Origin of the sequence: Sphingomonas sp. CCH10-B3 (assembly GCF_001556185.1) — a bacterium.
GTDB classification, from domain to species: domain Bacteria; phylum Pseudomonadota; class Alphaproteobacteria; order Sphingomonadales; family Sphingomonadaceae; genus Sphingomonas; species Sphingomonas aquatica.
The window spans coordinates 14,696-31,515 of the sequence record NZ_LSIJ01000009.1; the positions used below are offsets into that span (position 1 = coordinate 14,696).

General features: G+C 64.9%; 18 protein-coding genes. 11 read left to right on the top strand and 7 right to left on the bottom strand.

The genetic code is table 11. The features are described 5' to 3' along the window. The 4 genes from AX672_RS02020 to AX672_RS02035 are packed head-to-tail and all read left to right on the top strand — an operon-like array spanning window position 1 to window position 3,100. Window positions 1-351, top strand: coding sequence for a hypothetical protein (locus AX672_RS02020; RefSeq protein ID WP_066647430.1), 351 nt, complete (start codon window positions 1-3; stop codon window positions 349-351). A gap of 21 nt (window positions 352-372) precedes the next feature. Further along, window positions 373-1,347 (top strand): sterol desaturase family protein, encoded by a 975-nt coding sequence (locus AX672_RS02025; protein ID WP_066647432.1) that lies wholly within the window; start codon window positions 373-375, stop codon window positions 1,345-1,347. Next, window positions 1,281-2,867 (top strand): GMC family oxidoreductase, encoded by a 1,587-nt coding sequence (locus tag AX672_RS02030; protein ID WP_066647435.1) that lies wholly within the window; start codon window positions 1,281-1,283, stop codon window positions 2,865-2,867. Before AX672_RS02025 ends, AX672_RS02030 begins: the two co-directional genes overlap by 67 nt. A 47-nt stretch (window positions 2,868-2,914) precedes the next feature. Continuing rightward, on the top strand, window positions 2,915-3,100 hold the full coding sequence (locus AX672_RS02035) for a hypothetical protein (RefSeq protein ID WP_066647437.1): 186 nt from the start codon (window positions 2,915-2,917) through the stop codon (window positions 3,098-3,100). 100 nt (window positions 3,101-3,200) lie between these two features. Here the strand turns inward: AX672_RS02035 and AX672_RS02040 are convergent, their stop codons facing one another. From AX672_RS02040 to AX672_RS02055, 4 genes are all read right to left on the bottom strand, one after another. Continuing rightward, the gene (locus AX672_RS02040; RefSeq protein ID WP_066647440.1) at window positions 3,201-4,631 is read right to left on the bottom strand and encodes an ammonium transporter; all 1,431 of its coding nucleotides are present in this window, start codon (window positions 4,629-4,631) and stop codon (window positions 3,201-3,203) included. A 44-nt stretch (window positions 4,632-4,675) separates the two neighbouring features. Continuing rightward, window positions 4,676-5,014, bottom strand: a complete 339-nt coding sequence (locus AX672_RS02045) for a P-II family nitrogen regulator (protein WP_066647772.1) — start codon at window positions 5,012-5,014, stop codon at window positions 4,676-4,678. Window positions 5,015-5,157: 143 nt separating this feature from the next. After that, entirely contained in the window at window positions 5,158-5,373 is a 216-nt protein-coding gene (locus AX672_RS02050) for a putative signal transducing protein (protein ID WP_066647443.1), read from the bottom strand. After that, a complete protein-coding gene (locus tag AX672_RS02055) occupies window positions 5,373-5,933 on the bottom strand; it encodes a pyridoxamine 5'-phosphate oxidase family protein (protein WP_066647446.1) in 561 nt (186 codons plus the stop codon). Before AX672_RS02055 ends, AX672_RS02050 begins: the two co-directional genes overlap by 1 nt. Before the next feature lie 45 nt (window positions 5,934-5,978). Here AX672_RS02055 and AX672_RS02060 point away from each other — a divergent pair, with 45 nt between their 5' ends. Further along, on the top strand, window positions 5,979-6,203 hold the full coding sequence (locus tag AX672_RS02060; RefSeq protein ID WP_082730324.1) for a type II toxin-antitoxin system CcdA family antitoxin: 225 nt from the start codon (window positions 5,979-5,981) through the stop codon (window positions 6,201-6,203). Between the two features lie 82 nt (window positions 6,204-6,285). Here AX672_RS02060 and AX672_RS02065 read toward each other — a convergent pair whose 3' ends face one another. The 3 genes from AX672_RS02065 to AX672_RS02075 all read right to left on the bottom strand — a co-directional run bounded on the left by AX672_RS02065 (window position 6,286) and on the right by AX672_RS02075 (window position 8,821). Beyond that, on the bottom strand, window positions 6,286-7,056 hold the full coding sequence (locus AX672_RS02065; protein WP_066647449.1) for a hypothetical protein: 771 nt from the start codon (window positions 7,054-7,056) through the stop codon (window positions 6,286-6,288). 16 nt (window positions 7,057-7,072) lie between these two features. After that, window positions 7,073-8,497 (bottom strand): metalloprotease TldD, encoded by a 1,425-nt coding sequence (gene tldD, locus AX672_RS02070; protein WP_066647775.1) that lies wholly within the window; start codon window positions 8,495-8,497, stop codon window positions 7,073-7,075. 93 nt (window positions 8,498-8,590) lie between these two features. Further along, entirely contained in the window at window positions 8,591-8,821 is a 231-nt protein-coding gene (locus AX672_RS02075; RefSeq protein WP_066647778.1) for a zinc-finger domain-containing protein, read from the bottom strand. Window positions 8,822-8,872: 51 nt separating this feature from the next. On the opposite strand from AX672_RS02075, the gene AX672_RS02080 reads away from it, so the two are divergent. The 6 genes from AX672_RS02080 (at window position 8,873) to polA (ending at window position 16,810) form a co-directional block, all read left to right on the top strand. Further along, window positions 8,873-9,442 carry a hypothetical protein gene (locus AX672_RS02080; RefSeq protein WP_066647451.1) on the top strand — a complete coding sequence of 190 codons (570 nt, stop codon included), beginning with the start codon at window positions 8,873-8,875 and terminating at the stop codon, window positions 9,440-9,442. Between the two features lie 51 nt (window positions 9,443-9,493). Then, a complete protein-coding gene (locus tag AX672_RS02085) occupies window positions 9,494-10,417 on the top strand; it encodes an ABC transporter ATP-binding protein (RefSeq protein WP_066647453.1) in 924 nt (307 codons plus the stop codon). 46 nt (window positions 10,418-10,463) lie between these two features. Further along, the gene (gene nadB / locus AX672_RS02090; RefSeq protein ID WP_082730325.1) at window positions 10,464-11,978 is read left to right on the top strand and encodes an L-aspartate oxidase; all 1,515 of its coding nucleotides are present in this window, start codon (window positions 10,464-10,466) and stop codon (window positions 11,976-11,978) included. A 146-nt stretch (window positions 11,979-12,124) separates the two neighbouring features. Further along, a complete protein-coding gene (locus tag AX672_RS02095) occupies window positions 12,125-13,210 on the top strand; it encodes a serine hydrolase (protein WP_443026227.1) in 1,086 nt (361 codons plus the stop codon). Between the two features lie 74 nt (window positions 13,211-13,284). Further along, the gene (locus AX672_RS02100; RefSeq protein ID WP_082730326.1) at window positions 13,285-13,998 is read left to right on the top strand and encodes a 2OG-Fe(II) oxygenase; all 714 of its coding nucleotides are present in this window, start codon (window positions 13,285-13,287) and stop codon (window positions 13,996-13,998) included. Between the two features lie 58 nt (window positions 13,999-14,056). Further along, window positions 14,057-16,810 carry a DNA polymerase I gene (polA, locus tag AX672_RS02105; RefSeq protein WP_066647784.1) on the top strand — a complete coding sequence of 918 codons (2,754 nt, stop codon included), beginning with the start codon at window positions 14,057-14,059 and terminating at the stop codon, window positions 16,808-16,810. Window positions 16,811-16,820 lie beyond the last annotated feature (10 nt).

Consider the following 16,820-nt stretch of genomic DNA (forward strand, 5'->3'; position numbering starts at 1 on the left):
ATGCCGGGCCTGTGGCTTCAGCTGGGTGGGTCGCTGGTCGCGATCCTGATGCTGGCGGGGCTGGCGGCGCTGCTCGGACTGGGGCGGACGCCACCGATTGCGAGCGAGGATTTTGCCAGGGCCGAGGCGGAAGCGATGCTGTCGGGCTTTGAAGCCGTCCGCGCGGTCGTCGCCGCCGATGGCCGGAGCGCGCTGGTCCACGGCCGCGACGGCAGCGTCGCGGTGCTCAAGCGCCACGGCGCCCATCTCGCCGCGCGCCGGGTGCGCCCCGATGCCGTCCGCGAAACTGCCGATGGCTGGCATATCGAGACCGGCGAAGCGCTGTTCGGCGCCGTCTTGGTTCGGCGCTGACACTGGTGTAAGCAAGCGGCCATGGCGCTTCCCAACCCCACCGATCTTGCCGTTCCTGGCTTTGTCGCGCTGGTGCTGATCGAAATGGTCGCGGTGAAGCTGACTCACCCTGAGCGCTACGAGCCGCGCGATACGCTGACCTCGCTCAGCCTGGGCCTCGGCAATGTCGTGTCGGGCGTGATCTTCGGCGGACTGCTAGGCGCCTTTGCGCTGTGGGTGTGGAACTACCGGCTCTTCGACATCGGTTGGCAATGGTATTGGTTCGTCATCGCCTTCGTCGTCGACGACTTCTTCTATTATCTGGTCCACCGCGCCGGGCATCGGATCCGCTGGCTTTGGGCCAGCCATGTCATCCACCATTCGAGCCAGCATTATAATCTGTCGACAGCGCTGCGGCAGACGTGGACCGGGCCGATTTCGCTCGGCATCGTGATCAAGATTCCGCTGTTCCTGATCGGCTTTCACCCGGCGATGCTGGCGTTCGTCGGCGGCCTCAACCTGATCTACCAATTCTGGATCCACACCGAGGCGATCGACAAGATGCCGCGCTGGTTCGAGGCAGTGATGAACACGCCGAGCCATCACCGGGTGCATCACGCGACCAACCCGCGTTATCTCGACAAGAATTATGCCGGTGTTTTCATCGTCTGGGACAAATGGCTCGGCACCTTCGAGCCCGAGCGCGCCGACGATCCACCGCGCTATGGCATCGTCAAGAATCTGGGCAGCTTCAACCTGCTCTGGGCAGCGTTCCATGAATGGATCGGCATCGCCAGAGACGTCTGGGCAGCGCCCACGCTCAAGGCCAAGCTCGGCTATATGGTGATGCCGCCGGGCTGGAGCCACGACGGAAGCCGCGACACGTCCGAGATCATCAAGGCACGCTGGCTGCAGCGGCAACAACAAGAACAGCAATTGGGGAGCGACGCGTGGAAGAAACCGACATCGTCGTCATCGGCGGGGGATCCGGCGGGAGTGCCGTCGCTGGGCGGCTGAGCGAAGGCGGCAAGTATAAGGTCACCTTGCTCGAAGCGGGGGGCAACAACACCGGTTACCGCACGCGCATTCCCGGCATGATCGCGTTCCAGACGCCCGCGACCAACTGGGCGTTCGAAACCGTGCCGCAGGTCGGGCTCAACGGGCGGCGAGGTTATCAGCCGCGCGGCAAGGGGCTCGGCGGGTCATCGGCGATCAATGCGATGATCTATATCCGCGGCAATGCCTGGGATTACGATAACTGGGCCGCAATGGGCTGCGACGGCTGGCGCTACGACGACGTCCTCCCCTACTTCAAGCGCGCCGAAAACAATGTCCGCGGCGCCGACGACTTCCACGGCGACGGCGGCCCGCTCCACGTCAGCGAACAGGTCTCGCCCAATCCCGGCACGATGGCGTTCATCGAAGCCGGTGCGAGCCTGCAGATCCCGCGCAACGACGATTTCAACGGCGCGCGGCAGGACGGCATCGGCCTCTATCAGGTCACGCAAAAGGGCGGCGAGCGCTGGAGCGCGGCGCGCGGCTACATCGAGCCCAATCGAGGTCGCCCCAACCTGCGCGTCGAGACCGGCGTCACCGTCGAGCGCGTGCTGTTCGACGAGGGGCGCGCCTGGGGCGTTGCCTATCTCCAGAATGGCGAAGCGAAGGAGCTGCGTGCGCGTCGTGCGGTCGTTTTGGCGGCGGGCGTGTTCGGCACGCCGCAGATTCTGATGCTGTCGGGGATCGGCCCGGCCGCGCATCTCGCTGAGCACGGCATTGCCGTCCGTATCGATCGCGGCGAGGTCGGCGGCAATCTCCAGGATCACCTCGATTATGTCGCGTCCTATGAATGCGACGACACGCGCTTCCTCGGCCAGACGCTGAAAGGGCAGCTCAATGGCCTCAAGTCCTTCTGGGACTGGTTCACCAAGCGGCAGGGCGCCATGACCACCCCCTATGCCGAGGGCGGGGCCTTCCTGAAGGTCGATCCCGATTCGCCCTGCCCCGACGTCCAGCTCCATTTCGTGATCGCGGCGCTCGAGGATCATGGCCGCACCAAGGTGAAGGCGCATGGTTTCTCCGGCCATGTCTGCGTGCTGCGGCCCGAGAGCAAGGGCACGGTGCGGCTCGCGTCGACCGATGCGCGCGCCGCGCCGCTGATCGATCCTGCCTTTCTGACCGATCCGCGCGACATCGCGCTGATGAAAAAGGGCGTGAAGGCGATGTATCGCATCCTCGAATCGCCGCCGATGACCGATTTCAAGGCGCGCGACCGCAATCCGATCGATCTGAACGATGACGACGCGCTCGACCGGCTGATCCGTGCGCGGGCCGACACCATCTATCATCCGGTCGGCACTGCGCGGATGGGGTCGGACGATGCGGCCGTCTGCGACCCGAAGCTGCGGGTACGCGGGGTCGAGGGATTCTATATTGCGGACGCCTCGATCATGCCCAAGCTCGTCAGCGGCAACACCAACGCGCCGTCGATCATGATTGGTGAACGCTGCGCTGATTTCGTCCGCGCCGATCTGGGGTGATGGGGCCTGGGCTTTCGCGCACGCCGCAAAGCCCCTAGGCAGAGCAGATGGCAAAGACCAACTGGCGCCGCATCGGGCTTGTCGCGACAATCCTGTTCGTGCCGGGCGGCTTCCTGCTCGGCGCGTCGATGGCCGCGCGGCGGATGCGCAAGGATGTGCCCGCGCCAGCGCCCCCACCATCTGCCGATTCCGATGGCGACCCGCCCGCCACCGATCCGGCCGCTGACCACTGACAAAAAAGGGGCCGGGGCGTTGCCGCTCCGGCCCTAGGGCGTCCGCAGGAGGAACCCCGGTTGGGCCGCGTCGCACCCCCGTGCGCGCGGCCCGATCTCGTCAATAATTATAGGCGCGCTCGCCATGTTCGTTGATATCGAGCCCTTCGGCTTCGACTTCGTCGCTCGGCCGCACGCCGACCGTGTATTTGAGCGCGAGGAACAGCACCGCGCTGACGGCGCCCGACCAGAGCAATGTGATCGCGACTGCCTGCAGCTGAACCAGCAGCTGCGCCGAGATGCTGTACGCCTCGGGCGTCACCGCGACGGCCGGGAAGACGGTGTAGTCGAAATAGCCCTGCCCGCCGAGCTTGGGATCGGCAACGATCGCGGTGCCAAGCGCGCCGACGATCCCGCCGACGCAGTGCACGCCGAACACGTCGAGCGAATCGTCATAGCCGAGGCGGTTCTTCACCGTGGTCACGAAGAAATAGCAGATCGGCGAGACGACGAAGCCGAGCACGATCGCCGTCATCGGCGCGGCATAGCCCGACGCCGGCGTGATCGCGACCAGCCCGGCGACTGCCCCGGTCACCGCGCCGAGCAGCGACGGCTTCTTGTGGACAAACTGCTCGATCAGCGCCCAGCTGACCGCCGCTGCCGCCGTTGCGACATAGGTGTTCACGAACGCGACGGCAGTGACGCCATTTGATTCGAGATTAGACCCTGCATTGAAGCCGAACCAGCCGACCCACAGCAAGCTGGCACCGATCATCGTCATCGTCAGCGAATGCGGCGGCATCGGCTCCGACTTATAGCCCTTGCGCTTGCCGATGATCAGGCAGCCAACGAGGCCCGCAATGCCGGCGTTAATATGAACGACCGTGCCGCCGGCGAAATCGAGCGCGCCCTTGCCGAACAGATAGCCGGAATCGGTAGGCGCATCGGGCAGGAAGTCGGGACCCGCCCAGTACCAGACCATATGCGCGATCGGGAAATAGACGAGCGTCATCCACAGCACCATGAAGATCATCAGCGGGGTGAACTTCACCCGTTCGGCAAAGGCGCCGACGATCAGCGCGGGCGTGATGCACGCGAAAGTCATCTGGAACACGAAATAGGCAAGTTCAGGAATGTAGACATTGTTCGAGAAAGTAGCAGCGTAGGTCGAGCCGGTGACGCCGCTCAGAAATGCCTTCGACAGCCCGCCGAAGAAGTGATTGTCGCCGCCGCTGGTGAACGCAATCGAATAGCCCCAGCCGCACCACACCAAGGTGGCGATGCTGACGATCATGAACACCTGCATCAGCACGCTGAGCATGTTCTTGGTGCGCACCAGCCCGCCATAGAAGAGCGCAAGCCCCGGCACCGACATCATCAGCACCAGTGCCGACGATACCAGCATCCACGTCGTGTCGCCCTTGTTGACCATGCCAGCCTGCGCTGCGGCGTCGGGCGCCTTGACGAGTGCGGTTTGCGCAAAGGCGGGCGCTGCCGCAGCAACGGCAGCGAGCGTGCCACCGGCGATCGCAATCTTCAGATATTTGTTCATAGTCCCCCTCACTGTCCCGCTGCCAGCTCGCGTCACCGACCGATTCACAGGGCCGTCTCGTCGGTTTCGCCGGTGCGGATGCGCACCGCCTGGTCGATGTCGAGAATGAAGATCTTGCCGTCGCCGATCGCCCCGGTCTGCGCCGCTACCTGGATCGTCTCGGCCACGCGCGGCGCCAGATCGGCGCTGCAGGCAATCTCGATCTTGATCTTGGGCACCATCGACGTGGTGTATTCAGCGCCGCGATAGATTTCGGTCTGCCCCTTCTGGCGACCGAAACCACGGACTTCGGTAACGGTCATGCCCGCGGCACCGATCGCGGTCAGCGCTTCGCGCACCTCGTCGAGCTTGAACGGTTTGATGATCGCGATGACTAGCTTCACATTGATCCCCCGGCTGTTGCCACGGAAGATCACTTCGCAATTTGCGTGCCAGACGTAACTTTACGTTAATCTCTACGAATTTGAATTAAGATCATGTCGTGACGCGGTGCATTTTTGTGCAACTGCGAACAATTGCCCAAATTTTAGGCAGCTGAGCCCCGTGCCGCCGCGACGATCGCCTGTGCGTCGGCCAGGTCGGTATCATCGACCATGACCCGCACCGGAATGAAATATTGGCTGCCGTCGGCGATGCTCGCGCCTTCGTCGAAGGCGATGGCAGGAATGCCCTGCGCGTCGAGCGCACCGATCAGGATATTGGCCTCGTTCTTCGAAAAGCGGCCAAGTTCGGCAAGCGCCATCAGTCGGCCCAGCCGGGGATCACGGTCTGCACCGTCACCGGCAGGCCATCGATGCTCTTCGTCCGCTCGGCGATCCGCGCGAGGCGTTCGACGGGGTCCTGCTGGGCATGATATTTGACCAGCGTGCGGCGCTCGCCGTCGAGCGTCATGCGCGGTACGCCCCAGCCACAGCTTTCCTGCACGCTGTCGACGCTGATGTCGAAGATCTGCCGCGCGCCAGGCAGGCGCGGGAAGTTTTCGGCAAGCTGGTCATACTCAGGCGTTCCCGCCACCACCGCGCGCCCGCGACCATAAAGCCGCAGGATCAGCGCAGGATTGTCGAACGCGCAGAACATGATCGTGATACGGCCATCGGCGGCGAGATGCGCGTGCGTCTCATTCCCCGATCCGCCGAGATCGAGATAGCCGACGCGATTGTCGCCCAGCACGCGAAACGCATCCATGCCTTTGGGGCTGAGGTTGATCCGCGCGCCCTCGGCTGCGGTCGCGACGAAGAAGATCGGCTGCCGCGCAATGAAGGCGCGGTGATCGTCGTTCAGGGCAGTGAAGAACTCGGACATCGTTGCCTCGCTTGTTTCCAGCGCGACCTAGCTTATTCTCCGTCCATGTCGATCGCCAATCCACCCCGTATGCCCGTCACGTTTGAAGCCAAAGTGATGACGGTGGAACTCGCCGCAGAACTTGGGATCGACGTTCAAGCAGTCTGCGAAGCCGCGCTTCGTGCCGAGGTTGCTCGCCGTTTCGCGGAAGAAAATCGCGATGCGATCGAAAGCATGAACCAATGGCTGGACGTGCACGGCTTGCCGCTGGAAAAATATCGCATGTTCTGATCGCCGATCGCAATGCTGATCCTGGCGGTCGGCCTAGCTATCTTGGGGCTCGCCGCGACCTGAACCTCCATGCCGCCCACCCTCAGCCGTCAATCCGCTCGGCTGGCAAAGCCCCACAGTGAAATGCGACTTCGCGCATTTCCGATATCAGCGGTTTGCGGCCCGCAGCCGCCACATATTCCATCCGCACAAGGTGATGCGGACGCGCAACCGTAACATAGCCGATGATCGAAAAACTGCCGTCAACCGGCGCAAGATTGGTTCGGAACGTCTCGTGACGGCCCGTCAGCGTGTCGAGGATCGCGCGTCCCTCGACAACCCAGCTTACCGCCCGGTTGCGCGTGGCGCCCGTGCCCCGCCAGCGATCGAGCATCGCGCCGCTCATCCGCAACCCATCGCGCCACGGCACGGCCTGCACAATAATCTCGAGGCCCGGCCCTTCAGGTATCGCGACACCGGAAAGCGCTATCTCTTCCTGAACGCTGCCGTCGGGGGCCAGCTTGACTGCCGAAGGGCCGTCGAACCGGAAATGCACCGGCGGCACGGGCCCGCTATGCTGCGTCTCGACCGGATGGAGCGTTGCTGCATCGACAAGGAACTGATCATCGCCCGTCGGTGACGTCATCACGCCGCGATGCAACGCCTGGATCAGCGTGCGACCGCGATACTCGATCCGCTCGATATTGACGTTGGTGACGCTGGCCTGTGGGCGCCCCAGCCCAATAATCCAACTGCCCGACATGCGGCAGACATCGCTCGGACGAGCCACCGTCCAAAACGGGCTTGGTGGCATGGTGGCAGCTCCCGCCGCCTGGAGCAGCGCCGCGATCATCACATTGGCGAGCGGTCCCATTTATCCTTTCCGCCCCTCAAACCGCCGTGCCGCCCACCGTCAGCCCGTCGACTAGCAGGGTCGGTTGCCCCACACCCGCGGGCACGCTCTGGCCGCCCTTGCCGCACATGCCGACGCCTTCGTCGAGCGCGAAATCGTCGCCGATTCCGATCACGCGGGTGAGCACGCTGGGCCCGTCGCCGATTAGGGTCGCGCCCTTGATCGGAGCGCCAATCTTCCCGTTTTCGACGCGGTAAGCCTCGGTGCAGCTGAACACGAACTTGCCCGACACGATATCGACCTGCCCGCCGCCGAAGCTCTTGGCGAAAATGCCCTTTTTCACACGCGATAGCAGCTCGGCGGGGTTGTCGCGCCCGGCTTTCATGAACGTGTTGGTCATGCGCGGCATCGGCGCGTGCGCGAAGCTTTCACGGCGGCCATTGCCGGTCGGCGCGACGCCCATCAGCCGCGCATTGAGCCGGTCCTGGATATAGCCTTTCAGGATCCCGTCCTCGATCAGCGTCGTTTCCTGCGTCGGCGTGCCTTCGTCGTCGATCGACAGCGACCCGCGCCGGTCGTTGAGCGACCCGTCGTCGACCACCGTCACGCCGGCGGCGGCGACGCGTTCGCCGATGCGGCCCGAAAAGGCGCTCGTGCCCTTGCGGTTGAAATCGCCTTCCAGCCCATGACCGATCGCTTCGTGAAGCAGGATGCCTGGCCAGCCGGGGCCGAGCAGCACGGTCATTTCACCGGCTGGCGCATCGACCGAGTCGAGGTTCACCAGCGCCTGCGCGAGCGCTTCGTCGATTGCACGGTTCCACACCTCGGGCGACGTCACCTGATCGTAGAGATAGCGCCCGCCGATGCCGAAGGTGCCGGTCTCGCGGCGGCCATTCTGCTCGACAACGATCGAGACGTTGAGCCGCACCAGCGGGCGGACGTCGGTCGCGACGAAGCCGTCGGCGCGGACGATCTCGACGACGCTCCACGATCCCGACAGCGAAACCGATACCTGCGCCACCCGGGGATCGCGGGCGCGCGCGGCGGCGTCGATCGTCTGGCACAGATTGACCTTGTCGGCGAACGGCATCAGGTCGAGCGGATCGGCGCCGGTGTAGAGATGGCGATTGGTGCCCGGCGGCGGCGGTGCCTTGGGGCCGGTTGCGGGATCGATCAGCGCCATCGTCTCGGCCGCGCGCTTGATCGCTGCACCACTCAGCTCGCTCGAATGGGCGAACGCCGTGGTCTCGCCCGACACCGCGCGCAGGCCAAAGCCCGCGTGCGAATCATAGCTCGCCGTCTTCAGCCGACCATCGTCGAATCCGAAAGCCTCGGCCTTGCGATATTGGAGATAGAGCTCACCGTCATCGGCACGGGCGAGCGCTTCGGCGGTCAGGCGCCGGGCTTCGGCCGGGTCAAGCGATGCATAGAGGAAGGCGCGGGGATCAGGCAGGTCGGTCATCGCGCCAAGGTAGGGCGCGCGCGGCACAAGTAAACCTGGGGCGGCATCGTCGCGGCAAAATCGGGTTGGTGGCCGCTTCCACCAAGTCGCTCGTCAGTGACTGGCGCCCGCGGGGATATCAGCCAGCGTTGCCGGATCGATGCCATCCGCAGGACCGCCGATCAGGATGAAACGCCGGTCGCAATAGCCGCAATCGACATAGCCCCGTTCGTCGATTTCAAGGAAGACGCGCGGATGGCCAAGCGCGGCCGGAATGCCGGCATGCGCGCCGTCGCAGGATACGCGGGGTGCGGCAACGCGCGTGGTTTCAGGTGGCGGGACCATCATCGACGCGATAGCAACGACGGCGGACCGCAGCAACACAGGATCGCGCGCATGGCATCGAAGCCTTTCAGCTTTATCGTTGCAGCGTTGGCGGCGATCGCACCGATCGCACAGGCGCAGGGCGAGCCCAATCCCGTGACGCTGACGTCGATCCGTGCCGGATTGGCGGGCAGCTGGAAAGGGCAGCTCGAATATCGCGATTATCAGGCCGATCGCTGGTTCGGGTTGCCGGTTCAGGTGCGGATCGAGATCATGCGCGACGGTCTGACGCTGATCCGCCATGCCGATTTCGACGATGGGCCGAAGACCGGGATTGTCACCATCACCAGCATTGCCTTGCTCGACCCCGCGACGAATCGCGAGCAAAGCGTGAGCTTTCGCAAGGGGCGCGATGCCGAGCTGGGCACCGCCACGCTGCGGCTGACGCGGGCCGAGGCCGCCGATCGCTGGACGATCGAGGAAGTGCAGGATGGCCGCGACGATGACCGCCCCGCGCGCATCCGCGAAACCACCAAACGCGACGGCGCGACGATGGTGACGCTGAAGGAAGTCGATTTCCTCGACGACCAGACCGAGACGTGGCTGACGCGCAACCGCACCACGCTGACGCGGGTGTCCTGACGCACGACGAAATTATTTGGCGCGGCTGGCCGGGCGGCTTAAGCGACAGCGATGACCGACGCCGCCATTTCGATCGACCGCCTCTCCAAAACCTATGCCGGCGGCAAGCGCGCGCTCGACGAAGTGTCGTTCGAGGTTCCGCGCGGGCAAATTTTCGGGCTGCTCGGGCCGAATGGGGCGGGCAAGTCGACCCTCATCAACATCCTCGCCGGCCTCGTCAACAAAACCAGCGGCAGTGCGTCGATCTGGGGCTTTGACATCGACGCGCACCCGCGCAATGCCAAGGCCTCGATCGGGATCGTCAATCAGGAAATCCTGTTCGACCCGTTCTTCACGCCGTTCGAAACGCTTGAAATCCAGGCCGGGCTTTACGGCGTGCCCAAGGCCAAGCGGCGGTCGATGGAACTGCTGCGCGCGGTGCATCTGGAGGACAAGGCCAAGGCCTATTCGCGCACTTTGTCGGGGGGCATGAAGCGGCGGCTGATGGTGGCGAAGGCGATGGTGCATGCGCCGCCCGTGCTGGTGCTCGACGAGCCGACCGCGGGGGTCGATATCGAACTGCGCCAGCAGCTCTGGGCTTATGTCCGCGAACTCAATGCGGGCGGCGTCACGGTGGTGCTGACGACGCATTATCTGGAGGAAGCCGAAGAGCTTTGCGACCGGATCGCGATCATCAACCACGGCAAGCTCATCGCCAATGAACCTACGCGCGCCTTGGTGGGTATGGCGACCGAGAAGCTCGTCGAAGTGACGGTCGACCGCGACGTTACGGCGGCGCCCGCGCACGCCGCCTTCCACAAGATCGAGCTGAAGGGCGAGCGGGTGCTGTCGATAACCTATCAGAAGGACCGCGTGAACGCGGGGCAGGTGCTCGCGGCGGTGCAGGCGAACGGCTATGGCATCGTCGACGTCTCAACCCGTGAGGCCGATCTGGAGGATGTGTTCCTCAATCTGACGCGGGCGTCGAACGCGTGAGCGGGGGGCCGAGCCACACCACCGACGTTCTCATCATCGGCTCTGTATAAGAGACAGGTTCAAGGTCACCGTGCTCGCCAAGGGTCGGCTCAACGAAGGGTCGACCGCCTGGGCGCAGGGCGGGATCGCGGCGGTGCTGGAGGAAGGCGATACCTTCGACAGCCATATCGAGGACACGATGGTCGCGGGCGCAGGCCTCAACGACCGCGCGACCGTCGAATTCGTGGTCGAAGGCGCGCCGCGCGCGATTGCGCGGCTGGTCGAACTGGGCGTGCCGTTCAACATGGACGGCAACACGCTCCACCTGACCCGCGAAGGCGGACACAGCCACCGCCGCATCGTCCATGTCAACGATGCGACCGGGTGGGCGGTGCAGGAAGCGCTCCAGCACGCCGCCGAAATCCACCCCAACATCACGCTCGTCCCCGACATGGTCGCGATCGATCTGGCGACCGGCAAACATGAGGAACGCTATTCGGGATCGGGGCACGTCTGGGGCGTCTATGCCGTCAACCGAACCACGGGCCGGGTCGAGCTGTTCACGGCGCGCGCGACGATGCTTGCGACGGGGGGCGCCGGGCGGACCTATCTTTACTCGACGGCGCCGCGCGGCGCGACGGGTGACGGCATCGCGATGGCGTGGCGGGCGGGGGCACGCGTCGCCAACATGGAATTCATGCAATTCCACCCGACCTGCCTCTATAATCTTGAGGTCAAGAATTTTCTGATCACGGAGGCGGTTCGCGGCGAGGGTGGCCAGTTGCTGCTGCCGGACAGCGGCTACCGCTTCATGCCCGATTTCGATCCGCGCGCCGAACTCGCCCCGCGCGATATCGTCGCGCGCGCGATCGATCATGAGATCAAGCGGCTCGGGCTCGACTATGTCCATCTCGACATCAGCCATAAGGGCCCTGATTTCGTCCGCGAACACTTCCCGACGATCCACGAAAAGCTGCTTGGGCTCGGCATCGACATGACCGTCGATCCGATCCCGGTCGTCCCTGCCCAGCATTATACCTGCGGCGGCATCGTCATCGATCGCGACGGGCGCACCGACCTGCCCGGCCTCTATGCCGCGGGCGAATGCAGCGAAAGCGGATTGCACGGTGCCAATCGCCTGGCGTCCAATTCGCTGCTCGAGTGTTTTGTCATCGGCGAAAGTGCCGCGCGCCACATCGCCGCCAATTGGGACGACCTGCCGCCGCCGCCGTCGATCCGCGCGTGGGACGAAAGCCGCGTGACCGACAGCGACGAAGAAGTGGTGATCAAGCAGAACTGGACCGAAATCCGCCGCTTCATGTGGAATTATGTCGGCATCGTGCGCACCTCCAAACGGCTCGAACGCGCGCAACACCGCATCCGCATGCTGACCGACGAGATCGGCGATTATTACGGCCATTTCCGCGTCACGCCCGACCTGATCGAGCTGCGTAACCTGCTCCAGACCGCCGAGCTGATCGTCCGCTGCGCGCTGGCACGCAAGGAAAGCCGGGGGCTGCACTATACGCTCGACTATCCGGAGCTGTTGCCGGAAGCGGCCGACACCATCCTGATCCCCTGAAGCGACAGGGACCGCATCGCTTCGTCGCTGAAAAAGTGCGATTCGACGCGTTAACCGCGTGCCAGTGATATCGTCGAAACCACGGCCGCGTCATGACAACGCTCGACATGGATCGCATCTCTCTGAATCTTAACCATAACCGGAGCTTGCCGCATCCGCGCGCGCTGCTTGGCGCCGCGCTTGCGATTGTCATTCTTGCGGGATGCCAGACGACTGAAGTCGCCCGAGTCGCCGTGGCCGCGCCGCCGGTGCCGATTCCGGTGGCAATCAAGCCTGCGCCCGTACCGCCTGCGAAGCCGCTACCCCCGCCGGCGCCGGCCGCGCTGATCGCCGCAGTCGGCACGATTGCGCGCGGCTTCGACGGCAAGGTCGGCATCGCCGTGCGCAGCGTCGATCGCGACTGGATGGTGTCGGCGAATGGCGATCTGCCGCTGCCCCAGCAGAGCGTGAGCAAATTATGGGTGGCGATGGCCGTGCTCGATGCACGCGACCAGGGTCGGCTGACGCTCGACGATCCAGTGACGGTCACGCGCGAGGACCTGACGCTGTTCCACCAGCCGATCGCCGCGATGGTGCGCGGCGACGGCTATAAAACCACCGTCGGCGATCTGCTCCAGCGTGCGCTGACCGAAAGCGACAACACCGCCAATGACCGGCTGTTGCGCCTGATCGGCGGGCCCGACGCCGTGCGCGCGTTCATCGCCCGCAAGGATCTGGGGACAATCAAATTCGGCCCCGGCGAGCGGCTGCTGCAAAGCCAGACTGCCGGCCTTGAATGGAAATCAGATTTCGCGACCGGCAACCGCTTTATCCGCGCGCGGGCCGAGCTGCCGATCGAGACGCGCATCAAAGCCTACCAAGCCTATGTCGCCGATCCGCCCGACGGCGCCGCACCGATCGCGATTGCCGGGGCGCTCGCGAAGCTGAAGCGCGGGGCGCTGCTCTCGCCCGGATCGACGCAATATCTGATCGGCACGATGGAATCGTCGAAAACCGGTCGTCAGCGGCTGCGTGGCGCGGTACCCATTGGCTGGAGCTTTGGCCACAAGACCGGCACCGGTCAGGATCTCTTCGGGCGGACGGCGGGCTATAACGACGTCGGCATACTGACGGCACCCGATGGCCGATCCTATGCGCTGGCGGTCATGATCGGCGACACCCCGCGCCCGATCGCCGAGCGGCAGGCACTGATGCAGTCCGTGGTGGCAGCGGTCGTCGCCAACCATTTCTAAGGCGGTCGCGCGCCGCGCGGTTCGAGCGCAAGGCCCGGGATGAGCGCGATGCAGCCTTGCGCCATGCTGTCCGCATGAATCAGCACGCGATCGAAACCCGCCGGCACGACGACTGGGATGCCATCGCAGCCACGCTCGATGCACAGGGCTGGGCGGTGCTGCCCGCGCTGGTCACGCCCGAACAGGCACAGGCCATGGCGGCGTTGTTCGACGACGATGCGCAGTTTCGCAGTCGCATCGTGATGGCCCGCCACGGCTTCGGGCGCGGCCATTATGGCTATTTCGCGCATCCACTACCGGCGCTTGTGGCGCAGCTACGCGATCAGCTTTACCCGCCGCTCGCCGCGACCGCCAATCGCTGGCAGGCGCGGCTGGGAAGCGAAATGCGCTTCCCCGATGCGTATGCCGACTTCCTCAAACGCTGCCATAATGCGGGGCAGACACGCCCAACGCCGTTGCTGCTGCAATACGGGCCGGGCGACTATAACTGCCTGCATCAGGATCTGTACGGCGCGCATGTATTTCCGCTGCAGGTCGCGATCCTGCTGTCGCAGCCCGGCCGCGACTTCACCGGCGGCGATTTCGTTCTGACCGAGCAGCGCCCGCGCATGCAGTCGCGCGCCGAAGTCGTGCCGCTGATGCAGGGCGATGCCGTGGTGTTCGCGGTGAACCAGCGACCGGTGCGCGGCGCGCGGGGCGACTATCGCGTCACGATGCGCCACGGCGTGGCCACGGTGCGCAGCGGCCAACGCCACACGCTCGGCATCATCTTTCACGACGCTGCCTGAGCAACGACGCTCGCGCGAAACTGTTGGTACGACGCGACGGTTGGGCTATCGCACGGCGATGCCCCATCTCTATCTGGTCGACGGCTCCGGCTATATTTTCCGCGCCTATCACCGGCTGCCGCCGCTGACCAACAAGCATGGCGAGCCGGTCGGCGCGGTCTATGGCTATACGACGATGCTGTGGAAGCTCGCCGACGAACTCCACAAGGCCGATGGCCCGACGCACATGGCGGTGGTGCTCGACAAGGGCAGCCATACCTTCCGCAACGACCTGTACGACAAATACAAGGCGCAGCGCCCGCCGCCGCCCGAAGACCTGATCCCGCAATTCCCGATGATCCGCGACGCGACGCGCGCGTTCAGCCTGCCGTGCATCGAGGAAGAAGGGCTGGAAGCCGACGACATCATCGCCAGCTATGCCAAGGCGGCCCTCGCGCAGGGCTGGGCGGTGACGATCGTGTCGTCGGACAAGGATCTGATGCAGCTGATCGAGCCCGGGCTCGACCTGTACGACACGATGAACAACCGGCGGCTGGGCCCCGAGCATGTCGCCGAAAAATTCGGCGTCGGGCCCGAGCAGCTGGGCGACGTGCTCGCGCTGATGGGCGACAGCGTCGACAACGTCCCCGGCGTCCCCGGCGTCGGCCCGAAGACCGCGGCCAAGCTGATCCTCGAACATGGCAATCTGGAAGGGGTGCTGGCAGCGGCACCGACGATGAAGCCCGGCAAGCTGCGCGACAATCTGATCGAACATGCCGAAATGGCGCGGCTGAGCCGCGTGCTGGTGACGTTGAAGGACGACGCCCCGCTTGCCGAGCCGCTCGAGTCGCTCGAGCTGCAGGGCATTCCCGACGCGCCGTTGCGCGCCTTCCTCGAGCATCACGGCTTTCGCTCGCTGCTCGCCAAGCTCTCCGCCGTCGCCGACGCGCCGGTCGCGACGCCGAAAACGGTCGAGCAGGAGGAAGACCCGCCCTGCAAGCACGACGAGTATGAAACCGTCGTCGATGAAGCCGCGCTAGGTCGCTGGATCTCCGCCGCGCAGCATCAGGGCTGGATCGCGGTCGATACCGAGACCACCGGCATCGATGCGACACAGGCCGAACTGGTCGGGGTAAGCCTTGCGCTTCACCCCAATCTCGCCTGCTATATCCCGCTCGCGCATGGCGGCACCGACATGTTCGCCGAAAAGCCTGATCAGCTCGACACGGGCGTCGCGCTCGCAAAGCTCAAGCCGCTGCTCGAGGATCCGAGCGTGCTCAAGATCGGCCATAACCTCAAATACGACATGATCGTGCTCGGGCGGCTCGGCATCGACGTGGCGCCGTTCGACGACACGATTCTGATGAGCTTCGATCTCGACGCCGGCTTGCACGGCCACGGCATGGACGAACTGGCGGCGACGCATCTGTCGCACCAGTGCATCGCGTTCAAGGACGTCGTCGGCACCGGCAAGAACCAGCGCGGCTTCGCCGAAATCGACTTGAAGACCGCGACCCATTATGCTGCCGAGGACGCCGATGTGACGCTGCGGCTGTGGCGGCGTTTCAAGCCGCGGCTGGCGGCCGAAGGCGCGACGCGGGTGTATGAGATGGTCGATCGCCCGCTCGCGCCGGTGATCGCGCAGATGGAGCGCCACGGCATCAAGGTCGACCGCGACCGGCTCGCCGCGCTGTCGAGCGAATTCGCCGGGCAGATGGCGACGCTCGAAGCCGAAATCCACGAGCTTGCCGGCGGTCCGTTCACGATCGGCTCGCCCAAGCAGCTCGGCGACGTGCTGTTCGAGCGGATGGGCATCAAGGGCGGGCGCAAGGGCAAGTCGGGCGTCTATTCGACCGACGTCACCGAGCTGGAAAAGATCGCCGCCGACAAGGCATCGCCGGGCGCGGTGATTGCCGCACGCGTGCTTGACTGGCGCCAGCTGTCGAAGCTGAAATCGACCTATACCGATGCGTTGCAGGCACAGATCAACCCGCTGACGGGGCGCGTCCACACGAGCTACAGCCTTACCGGCGCGCAGACCGGGCGGCTGTCGTCGACCGACCCGAACCTGCAGAACATCCCGATCCGCACCGAAATCGGCCGCCAGATCCGCGACGCCTTTGTGGCGGAACCCGGCAATGTCCTGCTCGCCGCCGACTATTCGCAGATCGAGCTACGGCTGGCAGCGCACATGGCCGATGTGCCAGCGCTGCGCGATGCCTTCGCGAGCGGCGCCGACATCCACAGCATGACCGCGCAGGAGCTGTTCGGCGAAGTCAATCGCGACACGCGCGGGCGGGCGAAGACGATCAATTTCGCGATTCTCTATGGCATCAGCCGCTGGGGGCTTGCCGGGCGGCTCGATGTGAGCGCCGACGAAGCGCGGGCGATGATCGACCGCTATTTCGAACGCTTCCCCGGCATCAACCGCTATATCGCCGAGACCACGCAAAGCGCGCGCGAGCGCGGCTATACGGAAACGCTGTTCGGCCGCAAATGCTGGTTCCCGCGCCTCAAATCCTCGGTCCAGCACGAGCGGCAAGGCGCCGAGCGCGCGGCGATCAATGCGCCGATCCAGGGCACCAGCGCCGACATCATCAAGCGCGCGATGGTGCGGATGGGGCCTGCGCTCGCTAATGCCGGCCTGCATGACGTCAAGATGCTGCTGCAGGTGCACGACGAACTGGTGTTCGAATTGCCCGAAGGCGATGTCGCGGTCGCCAAGCCGGTCATCGAACACGTGATGGCAACCGCCGCCGAGCCCGCAGTCACGCTGTCGGTGCCGCTCGGCGTCGAGATCGGCACCGGCCCCAGCTGGGGCGCGGCGCATTAATGGAGGCGTA

Bases quoted from the DNA above. Each gene is read 5' to 3' on its own strand.
- polA (WP_066647784.1), top strand. From the start codon at position 14,057: ATGCCCCATCTCTATCTGGTCGACGGCTCCGGCTATATTTTCCGCGCC.
- tldD (WP_066647775.1), bottom strand. From the start codon at position 8,497: ATGACCGACCTGCCTGATCCCCGCGCCTTCCTCTATGCATCGCTTGAC.
- AX672_RS02035 (WP_066647437.1), top strand. From the start codon at position 2,915: ATGGCAAAGACCAACTGGCGCCGCATCGGGCTTGTCGCGACAATCCTG.
- AX672_RS02085 (WP_066647453.1), top strand. From the start codon at position 9,494: ATGACCGACGCCGCCATTTCGATCGACCGCCTCTCCAAAACCTATGCC.
- AX672_RS02040 (WP_066647440.1), bottom strand. From the start codon at position 4,631: ATGAACAAATATCTGAAGATTGCGATCGCCGGTGGCACGCTCGCTGCC.
- AX672_RS02055 (WP_066647446.1), bottom strand. From the start codon at position 5,933: ATGTCCGAGTTCTTCACTGCCCTGAACGACGATCACCGCGCCTTCATT.
- AX672_RS02075 (WP_066647778.1), bottom strand. From the start codon at position 8,821: ATGGTCCCGCCACCTGAAACCACGCGCGTTGCCGCACCCCGCGTATCC.
- AX672_RS02050 (WP_066647443.1), bottom strand. From the start codon at position 5,373: ATGGCGCTTGCCGAACTTGGCCGCTTTTCGAAGAACGAGGCCAATATC.
- AX672_RS02080 (WP_066647451.1), top strand. From the start codon at position 8,873: ATGGCATCGAAGCCTTTCAGCTTTATCGTTGCAGCGTTGGCGGCGATC.
- AX672_RS02060 (WP_082730324.1), top strand. From the start codon at position 5,979: ATGTCGATCGCCAATCCACCCCGTATGCCCGTCACGTTTGAAGCCAAA.
- AX672_RS02025 (WP_066647432.1), top strand. From the start codon at position 373: ATGGCGCTTCCCAACCCCACCGATCTTGCCGTTCCTGGCTTTGTCGCG.
- AX672_RS02065 (WP_066647449.1), bottom strand. From the start codon at position 7,056: ATGGGACCGCTCGCCAATGTGATGATCGCGGCGCTGCTCCAGGCGGCG.
- AX672_RS02020 (WP_066647430.1), top strand. From the start codon at position 1: ATGCCGGGCCTGTGGCTTCAGCTGGGTGGGTCGCTGGTCGCGATCCTG.
- AX672_RS02100 (WP_082730326.1), top strand. From the start codon at position 13,285: ATGAATCAGCACGCGATCGAAACCCGCCGGCACGACGACTGGGATGCC.